The sequence below is a fragment of the Moorena sp. SIO4A1 genome, from assembly GCF_010672065.1.
Classification (GTDB): Bacteria; Cyanobacteriota; Cyanobacteriia; order Cyanobacteriales; family Coleofasciculaceae; genus Moorena.
Genome location: NZ_JAAHHX010000101.1, coordinates 1 through 16691 on the forward strand (window position 1 = coordinate 1; position 16691 = coordinate 16691).

Annotated in this window: 12 protein-coding genes; 10 read left to right on the top strand and 2 right to left on the bottom strand. The window is 43.6% G+C overall.

The window, feature by feature from the left end; all coding sequences use genetic code 11:
- On the top strand, positions 1 to 2155 hold a 2155-nt coding region (locus tag F6K53_RS32920), incomplete at its 5' end, for a hypothetical protein (protein ID WP_293083583.1).
- 304 nt (positions 2156 to 2459) lie between these two features.
- On the opposite strand, the gene F6K53_RS32925 is transcribed toward F6K53_RS32920, so the two are convergent.
- Positions 2460 to 3053: a hypothetical protein gene (locus tag F6K53_RS32925; RefSeq protein ID WP_293083586.1), complete on the bottom strand. Its 594-nt coding sequence runs from the start codon at positions 3051 to 3053 to the stop codon at positions 2460 to 2462.
- Positions 3054 to 3625: 572 nt separating this feature from the next.
- On the opposite strand from F6K53_RS32925, the gene F6K53_RS32930 reads away from it, so the two are divergent.
- The 4 genes from F6K53_RS32930 to F6K53_RS32945 all read left to right on the top strand — a co-directional run bounded on the left by F6K53_RS32930 (position 3626) and on the right by F6K53_RS32945 (position 8394).
- On the top strand, positions 3626 to 4138 hold the full coding sequence (locus F6K53_RS32930) for a thermonuclease family protein (RefSeq protein WP_293083589.1): 513 nt from the start codon (positions 3626 to 3628) through the stop codon (positions 4136 to 4138).
- A complete protein-coding gene (locus F6K53_RS32935; RefSeq protein ID WP_293083592.1) occupies positions 4054 to 5529 on the top strand; it encodes a hypothetical protein in 1476 nt (491 codons plus the stop codon). The genes F6K53_RS32930 and F6K53_RS32935 overlap by 85 nt, the downstream gene beginning before the upstream one ends.
- 75 nt (positions 5530 to 5604) lie before the next feature.
- Positions 5605 to 6261 (top strand): site-specific integrase, encoded by a 657-nt coding sequence (locus F6K53_RS32940; protein WP_293071093.1) that lies wholly within the window; start codon positions 5605 to 5607, stop codon positions 6259 to 6261.
- Between the two features lie 1197 nt (positions 6262 to 7458).
- The gene (locus tag F6K53_RS32945; protein WP_293083595.1) at positions 7459 to 8394 is read left to right on the top strand and encodes a tyrosine-type recombinase/integrase; all 936 of its coding nucleotides are present in this window, start codon (positions 7459 to 7461) and stop codon (positions 8392 to 8394) included.
- Positions 8395 to 8807: 413 nt separating this feature from the next.
- Here F6K53_RS32945 and F6K53_RS32950 read toward each other — a convergent pair whose 3' ends face one another.
- Positions 8808 to 9107: a hypothetical protein gene (locus F6K53_RS32950; protein ID WP_293083598.1), complete on the bottom strand. Its 300-nt coding sequence runs from the start codon at positions 9105 to 9107 to the stop codon at positions 8808 to 8810.
- 1500 nt (positions 9108 to 10607) lie between these two features.
- On the opposite strand from F6K53_RS32950, the gene F6K53_RS32955 reads away from it, so the two are divergent.
- From F6K53_RS32955 to F6K53_RS32975, 5 genes are all read left to right on the top strand, one after another.
- Positions 10608 to 11162 (top strand): hypothetical protein, encoded by a 555-nt coding sequence (locus F6K53_RS32955; protein ID WP_293083601.1) that lies wholly within the window; start codon positions 10608 to 10610, stop codon positions 11160 to 11162.
- 71 nt (positions 11163 to 11233) lie between these two features.
- Entirely contained in the window at positions 11234 to 11953 is a 720-nt protein-coding gene (locus F6K53_RS32960) for a hypothetical protein (RefSeq protein ID WP_293083604.1), read from the top strand.
- 2 nt (positions 11954 to 11955) lie between these two features.
- Entirely contained in the window at positions 11956 to 13005 is a 1050-nt protein-coding gene (locus tag F6K53_RS32965) for a metal-dependent hydrolase (RefSeq protein ID WP_293083606.1), read from the top strand.
- Positions 12993 to 13706 carry a hypothetical protein gene (locus F6K53_RS32970; RefSeq protein ID WP_293083609.1) on the top strand — a complete coding sequence of 238 codons (714 nt, stop codon included), beginning with the start codon at positions 12993 to 12995 and terminating at the stop codon, positions 13704 to 13706. Before F6K53_RS32965 ends, F6K53_RS32970 begins: the two co-directional genes overlap by 13 nt.
- Positions 13707 to 14657: 951 nt before the next feature.
- Positions 14658 to 16400, top strand: coding sequence for a calcium-binding protein (locus tag F6K53_RS32975; RefSeq protein ID WP_293083611.1), 1743 nt, complete (start codon positions 14658 to 14660; stop codon positions 16398 to 16400).
- Positions 16401 to 16691: the final 291 nt, after the last annotated feature.

Consider the following 16691-nt stretch of genomic DNA (forward strand, 5'->3'; position numbering starts at 1 on the left):
TGAAAGTCTCACCGTCAGAAAATGGGTAAAAGAAAGACTGAATCTATTGAACCAGGGAAACTGCGATCGCGAAGAGAGAGTGAACACATCAGAAGGAATGGGGATTGCCTCCATTGTTTTAGGGGTTGCAGCTTTTTACAGTTCCGCTGCCACACTTGGTACTGCGGCAATGGCAATAGGCGGAATTTCCACTTTGTTAACAATGATCGCTGATGCCTCTCATACCAGAAAGATGAAATTTTTTTCCTGGTCGTTCAGTGAGGTTAAAGGTAGTATTAGAGACTTGCAGAACAATGCCCTACCCGAGGCCACCTCCCAAACATACACCAAGGAGCAATTAATGTCGGGAAATTATAACCGACAGATAAGCCTACGAAATAACACCAGTCCTACAGCAGATAAAACAAGAACATCAGAATCTAAAGGTAAGTTCCTGACTCCTTTGGAAGCCTGTGAACTGAGGTTTGTTGAGTCCTCAGTTAGGGAGGTAATTTTATTTCTAGAAAAAAGAGTTCCTCCTCAGCACCGTTGGGATACCTACTTGGAAATGTGCCAAAGCGTGTACGACGACCAGTTAGATTCTCCCTACTTCGACATGCTGGACGAGGTAGCACGAGCTTTTCCAGTCATTCAGACCATAGACGTTCCCGGTGCTGTGCCCCAGATGGGACACCTACCTATGGCGCAGCAGTACCTAAATAATTACCGTGCGTCACAACAAACCCAAGGTTATAACCAACCTCAGTACCAGACCAACGGTCACCAATACCAACAGCCTGAATGGAAAGAAAAGCAACACTATGGAAACAAAGAAGAAGACGAGGTAGTAATTCAGACCCATAGCTATCAACGACCAGGTCCACAGATAAAAAGTGGGTACGATGACTTCCTTGAGAACATTGATAAATCCTGTTGTGTCGTGGGACAGCAGCGTAGTGGCAAGTCTAGAATGGTGGCCTTGGCTTCAAGGCAAAAGGCAGCAGAGGGGTACCGTGTCTACATGGTCAACCTCGCAGCTAAAAAAATAGACCAAGACGGACGATGGGATCACTGTTACTGGAAAGTAGAGGTTGATATCGGTCTTTTGCGCACTGATCCGGCACAAGAGGCAGTAGATGAGGCTAGAGACCTGATTGAGGATTACCTCCACTATGAGGGTCGCAAAATTCTAATCGTTGATGAATGGATGTCGGTAGCATCTAAAGCAAACAAACATCGCAAGATTTTAATCCCATTTGTTGAAGACTGTAACCAAGTAGTAAACGTCGCTATCAGTACAGGTATAGGACAAGGTATTTGCGTAGTATTTATCTGTCCTTACTTTGCTGCTAAAGGACTACAAGACAACGCAACTATCGTGTCTCAACTGCGATTAATCATGACCTTCATCAACAAAGGAGAGGAGATACCTGATCAAAACGGAAACCCACTAACCTATCAAAGCGGAATAGCAAAAGGTATTCAACGTAATTTTCCTGACCAGTACGTTGAATTACCCGACGGTGTCCCTAGTGCCAACAAAAGAGTTTACTGTGCCGACGAAGTGTGGAGGGAATTAGGAGATGAGAGTAACTACAAAAAAGTAAACGTCAAAACTGTCTCTGATCAATCAAAAACTAACCACAATGTAAAAAAAAACGGCTTAGTTAATCTATTAAATGGAACCCCTGAGGAAGTATTACAAGAGGCCATCTCTCGTGCTTATCGTACCGACCATAGAAAGCTGTGGGACTTTGTCGAAAATGACTTGGGATTCACAGAACACGAAGATATTAAATGTGTGATAGACGTTCTAGCTAAATGGATGGAATGTAACGACAACACTCTCGGTAGGAAGTTTATAATTGGCAGTCCCTTCAAGGCAATAGATGCCCGTTATTCCTACTCTGGTTATAAAGATAAAAGAGATGAAACGGTGGCTTTAAATAATGGCATTTGTTGCGTGTGTCAACTAAACAGAGCAGAACAAGCTCATCACCTGAACTACGATGGAAAAAAGGATGAACCCAAGAAAAATATGGTTCCTGTTTGTAAAAAATGTCATTACGATGTTTGCCACTCAGCACTGAATTGGGAGCAGGATTTTACCAGTATCTGGAATTCTCACTCAACCTCAAGTTTTGCTCAACGAATAGTCTCTGAAATGATACTTTGACCGAAATGCAACTCAACGAATTTTCCCGTTGCGATCGCGTATATGCTCTCGTCTTAACTGCTCCTTATCAGAAACTCAAATCTGCTAATAAAGTAGGAAGTAGGTGGGCTTAATTATCCGTAAAATAGAGATTGAGATTAAAAATACTGAAAGCCTCTTTAATAAAGGCTTTCAGCTTCATTTTTCTATTTTGAGTTTTAACGTTTATTTATGTCAACCTACTTAGAGGAGGTATGGTGCCAGAAAAAACTGGCAGAGAAAACTCCTCATATCGAACCGCTCTCAAAATAGTGAAAAGTATCATTCAAGCTTTAAAAACCGCTATATTTCTGAAAATTTCATCATGAAGTATTTTTTCAGCGGCACTTTGGGTTTTTGCATTACTAAGTGATTTTTTAATTATTTGACTTCCAATAAATTCTTCTATAATTCTATCTTGGATTATCTTATTACTTAGATCATCCAATTGTTTTTCAAGAAACTTAGAATCACTTGCTAATCCTCTCAATATAGAATTAGTCTGTAATTCTTTAGCTATTTTTGGAGGTAAACGGTCTAAGTACGGTGTTTTCTCAAAAATAAAGTTGCCAAGGGATTCTCCAAATGCGTTTGCAGTCAAATTTGCTCCTGTATAAACAAATAATCTAGTAGCATATTTACTAGGATACATGTCAGGGTTTTTATTACAAATATCCTCTACAAAGTCCATTAGAGTATTAGTACATGCCACTGTAAGGGGAGCGTAAGGTCCTGAAACCATTCCGATAGTAAGACTAGTTCCCGTTCTAAATAATAATCTCGAAAATCCTAAATCCTCTTTTGTGAAACCACGAGGTGTATATAATGCTTCTGTTGGTGAATAACTCCAATCAGGTTCAAACATCCAGTCTTTCGTCATTGGTAAATGCACCCATTTTCCACGACGAGGTGAACTATTAGTTTCCCTTAGAAAAAAATCCATTTCCCATAGAGAATCATGCAACATCATCCATCCCTCAACAACTATAATAAATATCTTGGAAATTAATGTACTTATTTAAGTATCAGTATTCTTTTTCTGTTTTATGCGAATTTCTTAAAATTAAGTTCATTCGTACTCACAGACACGATCACATTAAGGCTATATATAGTTAGCAAGACTAAGCGGGAAGCCGCCGTAGGTAGCGCGTGAGCACAACAGAGGTCTTAGAGGTAATCAGGCAGAAGTTCCTTAGTTGATCGGTAGTAGCAGCAGAAAGCAGGGAGTAGGAAACAGGGAAGAATAGGTGTGTACTTCACATCCCTGTCAGTCAGATGAGCAAAAAACGAATTGTTATTTATTCTGAGATTGCCACAGTTATCTTGATTATCGTACTAGCGATAATGTCAGTGATCACCCAAAAAAACCTCCAAGCACCAGTAAAAGTTATCCAATAATATATAAATCAATAGCCCATCTACCCGTCTGTGACGTAAAGCCAGGTTCAGTTTATGATGGGGACACTATCAGAGTCATATGCGACTCCGAAGAGAAGAAAATCAGATTTGCCTGTGTTGACGCCCCCCGAGAAGGCTCAACTTCTCGGCATCGAAAGCCGAGATCATCTCAGAAAAGTTCTAGAAGATGGCAGGATGAAAGTCAAAGTGGATGCTATCACCACTGACCGGTATGGCCGTACTGTGGCTGAGCTTTGGGTAAATCGGGGAGACGACTGGTCATTAGTTCAATCTATCCAATCTTCGGATGGTATGGTTTGGGGCTATGAAGCTTATAAATCGGATTGTCCAAATTGGGATGCGATCGTTTCTACTCAACGACGAGCACAGTCGGCTAGAATTGGTGTTTGGGCTGGCCAATCGTTCCCCCATGGGAGTGGAGGAAAGCTAACCGGCGTTGAGCGATCAAAGAAGGAAATCAGATGGTATCCCAACTTGAAATTTTTTTCGTCACCGGGGATGAAGTTCAAATCCTTGACGGAAGGTACAAGGGGCAGACTGGCGTAGTTGCCAATGAGAAACCTAGCACATCCTATCAGAAGGCTAGGATCTGCGTTAACCTGTCCCAGGGTATCAAATGGTTCAAGCGGGACCAGTTGGAGAAAATTACATCAGTTGACGAAGAAACTAAGTCATCTGAGCAAGTTGAATCACCAGTTAATGAGAAAACTGAATCATCTGAGTCATCTGAGTCAGAGGTAAATAGTACAGCTCAATCAGAAGTAACTTATCAATGGCTTGACCCCAACTTAATACACCTAGAAGATGGGACTCAATCACGGACAGCGACTGATGAGAAAGCGATCGCACGATATTCCTTAGAGATGGAAGAGGACCGTTGGGACTGGCAACACGACCCCCCAGTGATTTTCGATGATGGTAAAACTAAGCGTCCAGGTGATGGACACCACCGAATCAAAGCAGCAGCACTAGCCGAGCAGCAGATTCTGTGTGAAGTCCACATCGGAAGCTTGATTGATACTATCCGCTACAGCTGCTCTTCCAACCAGCGCCCGACCTTACACCGCACCAATGCTGATAAGCGGCGGGCGGTTGAGATGATGTTTCAGACGTTAATCGAAGAGTTTGGATCATTAGATGCTATCCCTCGTAGCCAAGGCGGTAAGCGAAAAGGTCTAGATTGGACTAACCGCCGAATCGCTGAACATGTTGGCGTGAGTGCTAGGACAGTAGATAATATTTATTTAGAGCTAGAACTAACCGCGAAAATTGCGCAGTTCATAGAGGGCGATCGCGTTCAAATAATAGAAGACAAAAATCTACCCAATTGGGCATCACCGGGCAAACTTGGGACAGTCAGCGGCAAAGATAAAAAACTGGGGCTACTGGTAAGTTGGGATAACGATACCCCACAACACATCCATCCAGATAAAGTACAGCAAACTGATTTACCCAATCCGAACCCTACCCCAGTACTAAAGAGTATTGAAAGTGAACCCGCTCAGGTTCCCACTCCAGTAGCAAAGGGTATTGAAAGCGAATCCGCTCAGGCTCCTACCCCACCACCATTGGTCAAACAAGAAGTAGAACAGGTGGCTGCACCAGCTGAATTTAAGGAGAAAGATTCACAAATACCTCCTGAGTTACCCCATAACCCAGCACCAGTACTTGATGAGAAGGACTCACAGGTACCCCCTGATGTCCCCCCTGAGGTACCCCACAACCCAGCATCAGAAGATATTGATGAAAGTGAAGAATTTTTCACTATCAAACTTTTACCTGAATCCATGAAGGATATTACTACAGTAGTGGTGAATAATGCTGAACATTTTTCCCATCAGCAAGTCCAGATGATATTGAAAGCACTAGTGACTAAACATGGAATAGGTGAGATTGACGAAATTCTCAATAAGTTGGAGCAGCAACAAGTTGGTTGAAGCTGGAGCCAAGCAATTGACCTAGAGTACACCAAAGCTGTTGAATAAATAGGCAGAGGTGTATGAGGCATCGCCATGAAAATTGACCGTCATGGCCGGGCAAAGATTTTAACCGCAGAAGAAATCCAACTGTTGTTTAATGAAGGGGCAACCCTTGACCCGCCACGAGACCGGGCGCTGTTTGCCGTGATGCTCTACACCGCCTGTCGGGTCAACGAAGCAGTAAACTTGAAAGTTAGGGATGTTTACGATCGCAAAGGTTTCGTGCGTCCCGTTGTTCTGTTTCGGAAAGGTAACACAAAGGGTAAGCTTGCCACCCGGACCATCCCGGTACTAGAAGATTTACGAAAGTACTTAACTGACTATCACCCTCCTAAGTGGGCAGACTACCTATTCCCCGGCAGACATGGGAAAAAACACATCACCTCAGATGCCGCCAGCTGGATCCTTCGTGAAGCGTGTAAGCGGGTGGACATAGAAGGAGTCAGTACTCACAGTTTCCGCAGGACAGCACTCACCCAACTAAGCAACGCAGGAATTCCCCTGCGGGTAATCCAGGAAATATCCGGGCATCGGACACTAGACGAATTGTACAAGTACTTGGAAGTGAAGCCCGAGCAGGTAAAGGGAGCCATCAGTGCCTTATCAATGCTTGCCCCTGTTGAATCCACTGAACCTGCGCCAGATTACACCGGCAAATCGACTTTACCCGATGTAACTAATACCCCTTAAATCATTACCTGCTCGAAACCCCTGAATGCGATGCGCTATGACAAGTATGGATAGGGTGAGGGGGGGTTCAGGAATGAAAAATTTCCGGAAAACAAGAGGGTAAGCGGTCTTGTCAAACCAAAAGAGGCAGCTATCTTTTTACCAAAATGATGGGTTTATCCTGATATATGAGGTTTTACATGAGATTTATCTAGCAGTTCTAAATGATTCGTGAAATATATTGGCTAAAGTGATCGCTATAACCTTTTCCCAGCAACGATTCCAGATTTGTCTGATTTTACAAATTATTTAGAATTACTTAATGAGTTTTATAAGGTGTTTATCCAGATATAATTTTAATAGTTAAACAATCCGTATTCTGAGGTACGTTACTAATGTCAAAATTAAAACAATTGTTTTCCGCTTTCCTAACCATTTGTTTAAGCCTTACCCTCAGCCTGTCCTTGATTTTAGTGCCCCCTGCTTATGCCGAAAATGCCTTGAATTTGGATTCGGATATTCAATTGCTAACTGAAGATACTGAGACACTTCCTCCGAGGACAGGTCAACGTATTTTCACTAAAACTAACTACCTTGCTGTAAACCCGTGTGTTCAAGAAACGGTAACAATTTTATTGTATCCAAGTAGTTCCCCATACTTCCTAAAACCTAGGCAGTTCATATTTTTTAACTCTGGTAGCAATGACCTGGTAGTTAACAACAGCTATAGCTGTTCGGTTACTTTGGTCTTACGAAAATAAGATTCTCAGAATATTTACCGGAAATATATCACTTATGTTGAGTCTTTGTACTAAATCTCTAGTTACCTAATAGGTTTGTTTAACCTTGCTCTGGTGGTACTTAGCTAGTTGATTCTACGACATCGAACAGCTCTCGGTGGTATCTACTTTAGGTGGAATTACTTCAACTTGCGGTAGTTCTAATTTTTTTTGAAAAACCCACCTCTTAGAGGCGGGTTTTAGTTTTTACAATTTGAACCCAAGGTACCATTAGGACGCTTCTGATTCGACCAATCGCTTCACCAAGGCGTGTGCTTGACTATATTTTGAATCCTTGCGTCCATTTTAGTAGTATCCCAAGTAATCTCTACTGTCTTAGGTATTGAGCGCGTCTCAGTATATAGCTCAACCACAGCGCGAATTTGTAATATCGGTAATCCCCATTGTCAGAAGTCCCCTTCTGATAAGCACATCGCGTGTGACCCTCACTACCACATCGCTCTCTCTCACCACAGCTCTACCCTTGACTGGGCATCCAGCACGGGTCTATCTGAACAGCTTGAGTCCGGGGTCGCAGCCAACAATGAGGCAAGCTTTGGATATGATCGCATCCCTACTCACCAATAACGAATGCGATGCAGACACCCTTAACTGGGCAGCCCTCACTTACCAGCACACCGCTGCCGTTCAAGCCGCACTACTAGAAATAAATGCCCCGGCCACAGTTCAAAAAAAGATGGCAGCGCTCAGGGGAGTATTAACTGTGGCAAAGAAGTTGAAACTGATGGATCCAGAAGATTATGAGGCGGCGGTGGATTTGCCCAGGATTAAGAATCATCCCTTACCCAGAGGTCGAGCACTAACTCAAGAAGAAATTACGGCACTCATTAAGGTGTGTGCCTCTGACACAACCAACCAAGGAGTTAGGGATATAGCCCTAATTGGCATCCTACGGGGTACAGGACTGCGACGGGCAGAGGTGGTAAAGCTGGAAGTGCGGGATTTTGATGGTGATAGTGGTGCATTGGAAGTGCGTCAGGGTAAGGGAGGGAAGGATAGGACCGTCTATTTACCGGAAGGTGCGATCGCGTTTGTGAATGATTGGTTGAGCACGAGGGGTAAACAACCAGGGGCACTGTTGTGCCCCATACGCAAAGGTGGGCAGATAGAGTACAGAACTATGACCCCCCAGGCCGTGTTGTTGATTTTGCAGAAGCGGGCTAAAGAAGCTGGGGTGGAATCCTTTAGTCCTCATGATTTTCGCAGGACCTTCTGCTCTGATTTACTGGATGCTGGAATTGACATCGTGACGGTACAAAAGTTAGCTGGTCACGCTTCCCCTGTGACTACCGCTAAGTACGACCGGCGGGGTGAGGAGGTTAAGCGTAGGGCGGTGCAGAAGTTGGGGTTTTAGGAGGAGGGGCGAAGGCCATAATGTTTCCTGAGGTCATGCTACGCGATTCGACCTAGGAGACGCTACACAAACGCAAGGAAACGGTCGGGAAAATGCGATTGCTCTTTAGGGGGAAATAAGTGTGTAATAGTTTTGACCAATTTACGGACAGTGACTGACATCATCAGACAAGTCTGAAATCCTTACATAAGCGAGATGCACCCTGGATTTCAGCGATAATGGTAAATTTTTTGGCGTTGCTGAATCAAGGAATGAATGGGCGATTATCTGATTTTGTTAAAGCCCCCGTTGGTTCCCCAACTTTGGGGGACTTTAAGAGTTTTGTTCCCCCCAAAATTGGGGGGCTAGGGGGCAAAACCATACCCAGAATCAGCAACGCCATTAAGTTTACCCTTCGTTTTTGAGATGACTTATTATTGAACATCTGCAGTAACTAGGGCGGTAACATAGCCTGAGTATGGATCGTCGAAGTTTCTGTCGGCTAATTGGCACTCAACACGGAACCTAACAGTGTTTTGCTCAATAGAAAGAATATCTGTATCAGCTTCTAGAACATTAAATGGGCGATCAGGGGCAGCAAAGTCAAGTGAAAACCCATTGAGTGCGACGCCAGCTCGTAATACTCTGGAACTGAATACGGCTGCTCCTTCAATACTTCTACGCCCAGTACCCTGGGGAATCGTAATACTAACAGCGCGAAAATCTACAGACATGATAATATCCTCAATTTCAATTAACATATTTTTAAAATGCCTGATTTAACATAGACTTCGCAGTACCCTTAAGGGTACCTTTTGTGTAATGGAACAGTGATCGCTTTTTGGGCTAATGCTAGGGAAGCTGTTATAAAGTGTCAACGGAGCTGAATTTATTGCTATGGCTTACACACAGGCTTTAGAGTCGCTTATGTATCAAAACTTAACATAGTTCCGTCTTTAGTTAGTGTCGGAACTTTTTCATCAAATTGGGACTGAATTTAGGAGTTTTGGACTCAAAAATTAGATCAAACAAGGGAAAGTTCTGACTCCAAAAGCTCATACAGAACTTTGGAGTCAAGCATGGCACTTTATGGTAGCTTCCCTAGCATTACGCCTTTTTCTGTGGCAGATAGATAATGTCATTTGATTGGAAGTAGGGATGATATCAGGAATGACATCAATGGCATGCTCCAACCTAAACAGGTTAGCGGGAGACCCCTTACCTGTTTAGGTTGGATACTCAGAGGTGTTTTCAAGTGTACTTGAATAGACTACACACCCATCGGCTATGGGACAGGTTTACGGGATGTGATTCTCGCCCTGGATACGCTACGTGATCGCAACCGTCAACAGTCCGGTTTCAAAACTCGCCCGTCCCTCTACCTTCAACATAGTGGCGGGCGCATTTATTGATACATTGATGCAGTGCGATTCTCCTACAGAGACGCTGCGCGATCGCAGCCATCGGGTTAAGTATCAAAGTGGTTTGCCTATACTCCACTCTTAGATTGCTTTCCGGAAAGTGTGAAATAGTTTATTGGAGTAATTTTTGCTGTATCCTTTACCATATATGAATCATAACCAGTCAAGCCTCATGTAGAATTCCCTTATTGCTTTCCGGAAAGTATCCATCAATTAGGAAAAATTGATAAAGTTTCATTTAACAAGTCCACACACAGAAATCATCATAGTGGCGGGCGCATCTGAGGACTTACTCGTCCTTCCATTACATTAACCCTCCGCATATAAGCGGCAATATTCGAGAACCTACCATCTATATCACCCTCCGCATAGTGCAGACACTACGCAATCCCAAACAACTACCTACACCTCAACCCTCAGCACACACCCGACACCACCTATCCACAAAACCCCCAGCACACACCCGAAAACAAAAACACCGTGTACCCGAAAAAGAACCTCTAGGGCAGAAACTGAGAACAGAAACTCCAGCCGTCGAGCTTCAACAACTGGGGAAACATTGGAATAAAAATCTCCCGGTGCTCAACTCAACCAATTATTTCGCTGCTCTATCTCCCCCAGACTTAACAACAACTACATCCTCGTAACCAGGGGATTTACATTTTCACCAATGGTGGTTATTGATAAAGGCTTGTAACAGCAATTGTTCAAGCCTTTATCACCATTCTCATTGAGCAGCGTACCCCAGAATTCTGGGGTCATCTCAGAAATTTTTTCTCAGCACTGTACATAATATGGAATCGCGAAAAAAAAATGTCTAAACAGAATTCTGCACCTGAGGGGGCGATTCGCCCCGAAACACTCATGAGCGAACTCTCTATTAAAAAAGACGCTTACTATAAGGACTTGAACCATTTGAAAATAGAAGCACAGACTGATTCAGAAGGTAAAGCTTACCTAACTTTAGAGCAAGCTGACCAAGTCCGTGCTCTGCGAAGCCATGTCAAGAAAACTGGGAAAAGAAGTGGCTTCTATAATAATTCAATTGTTAAAGCTGATGATAGCAACCTCGCAAAAGAGAGCCAAGCTACAACTTCAGAAATCGAAGGAGATGTATACGTTAAGCCGGAAAACCCGACTGATCAGTTTGATGTAAATAACCTAATGAGGTCAGCAGCTGAACTTAAAGCTTATGAGATGGCTGTGCCTGACTTGGTGAAAAGAGCTTTGGCCGACAAAATGGTTTGGGATGATTTGCCGGAGGATTTGCAACAGAAGATAACCGATGCCGAGGAAGCGGCTAACCCAAAATATACTCCCGTTTCGATAGCAGACAAACTGTTAGCTCAAAGTCGAGGCGGGAGTTAGGGAAAGATTTTGAGAGAGCTTGCACTGCTGTTAGAGCTGGTCATTCTCTACTCATCCTTGGGGAGGCTGGGGTGGGTAAAGGTGAGTTTGCCCAGGGGCTTTATGAGGAACTGCTGGGAGAGTTTTCAGCTGCGATCGCAATCTACAAGGGAAGTGGGAAAAAGTTCTTTCAAGCCCTGGCCTTCCAGCTGAACATCCCGACGGAAAACGATGAAGGTAAGCCCCTGACTATGGATCAGCTGAAGGAGGAAATCGCAGCTAACTGTAATGACAGTACACTATTGATTTTCCCGGAAGCGAAACGACTGACCACTGGGATTAGGTATTGGTTGGAAGACTTAATGGCTAGTGGGGTCAGGGTGGTTTGTCTGGCTGTGGCCAATCCTGGCCGAGACATCTTTCTGGAAATGCTGGAAATTGAGCTAGAGATGCCTTCTGATCAGCGGATTCGGGAAGTGATGCGGTCGGAGGCGAAGCGCCAGGGGTTGAATCTTTCGGAATCCCGACTAGCTGAACTCCAGCCACTAGCTGGACGTAACCCGATGGTGGCTAAGAAGGTGGTCAGGAATGAGTCACTTGGACTGAAACAGCATAAACCAGAGCATACTCAATATGTGGTGATCATGCCTATTATCATTGCTGCTCTGATGAGCTTTGGTATCATCCGTTTCATCGGTATGGGGACTGGGAATAAGTCACTCTATATATTTGGTGGAGTTAGCCTGGTGGCTGGCATGACCCTTAAGCAACTAGGTTCCATTCGTGGTGCAAGAAAGAGGTTAGGGCAGTAATTATGATGAGCATAACCCACAGCTTGATTGCAGCAGCAGGAACTAGCTTGGTTTTGGGAACTGCTGACCCATTGCTGTTGGGGTTGGCTGTAGTTGGTGCCCAGATTCCGGATATTGATACTACTACGAGCACTATCGGGAAAATCTTTTATCCTATCTCCAGCTGGATTGAGAACCGTTTCCCACATCGAACCATCACTCATTCTCTGCTGGCCACTGCTACTATTGCTGCTGTGTCGGTGGTTGTGGGACATTTTTGGTTGGGGGATTGGAAGGGTGCGATCGCTTTCCCTTTGGGTCATTTACTGGCCTGTTTCTCAGATACCTTCACTAAGCAGGGGGTTCAGCTCTTCTGGCCTGAGCCTGCTTGGGCTGTATCTGTCAGTAACCCCAGACGACGGATTAAAACTGGGGGTGCTGCTGAGCTGTGGGTACTAGCTTTTGCCACAGCGTTACTAATCGTTGGTATCTGGTTAGCCAATGGTGGCGGGATTACGACTAAGGTTACTCAGAGTCTTGGTCTCAGGGATGGTGCGATTACCACTTACAACCAGAACGCTAGCACTAATCATATCTATGCCGAAATTACTGGTGTCTGGGCTAGCGATCGCTCTGATGCGTCTGGCCGCTACTGGATTATCGACACTGCTGGGAGTGAGTTTATTGTTACGGATGGGAGGGGTATCTATAAGACCGGGGAACAGATTACTGTGTCTAAGCTCACTACCAATATTGGTCAACCAGCTCAAACCACAGTCAAGACTTTGAGCTGGGACAATGAAGACCCTATCCCTGGATTACAGCAGCTGGTAGCACAATACCCTGGTGCTGCGATTTTTGTTAATGGTCAAGTAGCGGTAGATTTCCCGGAGGATGTGAAACCAGCGGCACAGCTTAATCAACTTCAGATTGTTAGTGTGAGCGGCTCGACAGTAAGGTTCACCTATTGTCCACTGACTACAGCTATCACTAAGTTGACTGATCAGTACGCTGTGGGAAACCTAAGTGTGAAGGTAATCACACCAGCAGCAGATGAATTATGGAATGGGTAACTAACTTAATCGGGATTAGTATTGCTGGCACGGCAGCGGTGCTGGTTGCAGCTAGTCCAAGTCAAGTTTCTCTTGAACCAGTACCTGATGGCATTACCCCGGTTACACAGATTCAGCCCACTGCGCCAAAACGCCACCGGATAAACGTAACAGTGACGGCACCGGAGGATATTAAGGTGAAGCAGGGGGATAGGGTAAAGGTAGGTGAAACTCTGTCGGACCGCACTGCTCAACGAAAAACACTGGAGGCAAGACGGAACCAGCTGCAAATTGCGATCAATCAGATGAGTTTACCGTTACCTCCTATCCAACAACCACCAACACCTTCTTTCAGTGAGGAAGAGGCTGCGATCGCGAAGGCTCGGAATGATTTAGCATTGGTCGAAATGGAAATTGAAGCAGCTCCACCCCTCCGCTTCAAGATGGATTATCTCAATGTCATCCACGACCAAGATAAAATCCAGAGACGACAACGGTTACAGGAAAAGCAAATTAAAACGCAGATTGCGATCGATTCTGCTATTGCTCGGTTGAATGCTGCTAAAACTCGTTACCAACAGCAGATTTACCGACATTCTTTGGAAATGATGACCTATCAAACTAATTTGCAGCGGCAGCAGTACCAGCTGGCATCTTTGGTGAAGCAATCCCAAGAAGTGGAGAAAGAGCTGGCAGAGTTGAGTATTGTGCGATTCTCCTAGGGAGACGCTACGCGAACGCCCTATGCTGGTCGGGTGAGACGAGTGAAGATTGTTTCACAGACGGACCGGGTGATCACGGCTGAGATAACTCTTGATGTTAGGGATGGTAGTTAATACTGAGCTAAAACGCATTTAAAATGCGTTTTAGCAAGGCAATAGGCAATAGGCAATAGGTAAGGATTCAGGTAGGGGATTGACAATTACCCAGTAAGGATTTTAGGTTGCATGTCACCCCCCCAGCTACACCGTAGCCAAATCACTACATCTTTACCACTACCGAAGAATCAAACTCAGCCCCTCATCCCTTCCCCCGACACCTGAATTCTTACATAAACTTTGCATTATAGCTTATTTCGTCGCCCCCCAGGTCGCCCCTTCAGGTTTCCCCCTGCATCTTTATTGAATCTTCATTTAGTTAAAGATTTAGAAAGTTTTCTGTAAAAAAAATAAATTTTATCTGAGTTAGATATAGAATTTGATTGGAGCAAAATAAGCCATCAATACCAAGAGTTGATTTAACTCTTAATTACTTACATCCAGGTTAAAAGTATCTGTCTTCGATATGTCAGTTCATGGTGCTCCCTTAGTGGGATTTTGATAAATATTATACTCAAAATTTGCTTTCCGATGTTTTTATGAAATTGACCTTTTTACCTTATCCATTAAAGGTGCTCAAAACTGTCAAAGTCCCTCTATAGTAAGGCGAGACAGTAATGGCTAGAGACGTTTGTTTTTGAAATTCCCCCATGGTATCTTCTCTCAGGATACCTTTTCTAGAGTCTTTGCATTTTGTATTAATTGACCCCTAGCATAAAGCAGCGTAGGTTTTATTTTATTATAGTAAACCAACAATATAGCGCTGTTTATATAGTAGGATAAGTTTTGTTTGCACCACTTTCAAATCCATCTTTTTTTTTATCTAAATACAGTTGTTAAATTGAGGATAATTTGATGACAACACTTAATTTCATTTTGCTATTTGGAACATCTGAACAAAACCTATTTGGGACTGAAGCATTTAGTTTAATTGACCAGAGGTCTTTTGATGTTAACTTTAATGAATCATTCAATACAGGCTTTACCATACCTATTCCTTTTTCTGAGGATATAGATATAGGTTTAAGTGCCTTTGCTCAAGCTAGAGAAACTGGTCTTCAAAGCACATTGGAACTGGAAAGTGGCACTATCGATGCGTTTTTACCAATTGAATTGTTGTTAGATATACCCGAAGAACCAGTGCGAGAAGGTGAAAGTTTTACTATTCAATCCAGTTTCTCTTTGGGGACAGTTCCTATTCCCCTACCTATCCCACTTCTAACAGACATCCCATTTCTACCAGACGTAACTATTAATATTGAACCTTTTTTTACGACATCAAGTCCGAACGCATCATACAACCTGGATTTTACCTTTGATGTGGCAGCCGGTATAGCTTTAAATCCTTTTTTTGAAATAGGATTCGATGAAAATGGAACTGTCAACCTAGTGAATTTTGATAGTGCTGACTTATCCACTTCTTTTACCAGCCCTCTCGCCAGCCTTGATGTATCTTTTCCCAATGTAGAAACTTTTGGAACTCTGACTTCCCCGAATTCTAACCAATTAACCTCTTCCGGGTCAGACCAATTTGTCAGCGGTTCTCTCGACCTAGATTTTATCGCAACTAGCTTATTTGGACTGCCACCACTTCAAAATAGTATAACATTCTTAGACTTTACAATCCCCATTCCCATTCCCTTCGTACCCGATATTGACATTGAGGCTAGGCTTGAATACAACCTCTTAGATATAGAGGCTTCTGCGAATCTATCGTTGATTCAAGAATTTTCTTTAAGCGACATCAGACTACCCGGATTACTCACTTTAGAAGATGGAACTACAATTCCTTTCAATGTTGGGGAAGAGATAGCAATCACTGTCCCTAATAATGTTGGAGAATCCCTTGACATTAATGCTTTGATTGATGTTGATGCACTTTTCAGTAATGATACAGATTTGGGTCTTGATTTTAATCTAGATTTTCTTGTAGGAGAAGTTGAACTCGAACTTCCTATAATCCCTGATCTTTCTTTTGGTCCTCTTTTTGAAGATAGTGTAGGGATATTTGATACTTCGTTTGATATCTTTGAAAACACATTTGACTTGGGCGGTTTCAACCAAGAGGAAATTAATTTCCAAGTGGAAGTGATGCCCAATACTATCATTGTTATTAATGGGAGCGATGGTGATGATCAGTTGTTTGGAGACGAAGATAATAATACGCTCTTAGGTGGTAGCGGTCAAGATCTTCTCTTCGGGGGCGCTAATGATGATAACCTAGACGGTGGTGATGGTGATGATCAGTTATTTGGAGAGGCTGGCAACGATACTCTTACAGGTGGTCAAGGTCAAGATCTTCTCTTCGGTGGTAGCGGTAACGACCTTCTCAATGGTGGTACTGGCGATAACACTTTAACTGGTGGCAGTGGACAGGATATCTTTGTCTTATCAATAGAAGGCAAAAACACCATTTTTGACTTTGAAGATGGTCTAGATTTATTACGGTTAGAGGGAGGTCTGACGTTTAGTTCGCTTTCTATCTTTGAACAAAATGGGGACACCTGGATTACAACCCAAAATAATCAACCTTTAGCTTTCTTGACTGGTGTGAATACTAGTATGATTACTTCTGCCGATTTTGTGTTATCTAGCTGAAGCGGTAACAAAAATGCTTATAAAACACAAAGGGCTGGGTTAGCAAGCTCCCCTTGGAGTTGGAATGACTTGGTTACTTATCCCACACTTTTGGGCTGACACAGCTAAAGTAGTACTACCATTGAGGGATGGGCGGAGGCTTAGGGTTAGCTATCAGCTATCGTCCCCTGTTCCCTGTTCCTGTTCGACACGCCAAGCAGTTTCCCTCCCAATCTTCCCCGATTTAACAAACAACCACGAACCCCTCCTATAAGTATCCTCACCCTTCCTGGTGTGAGGTTTTACTTTTAT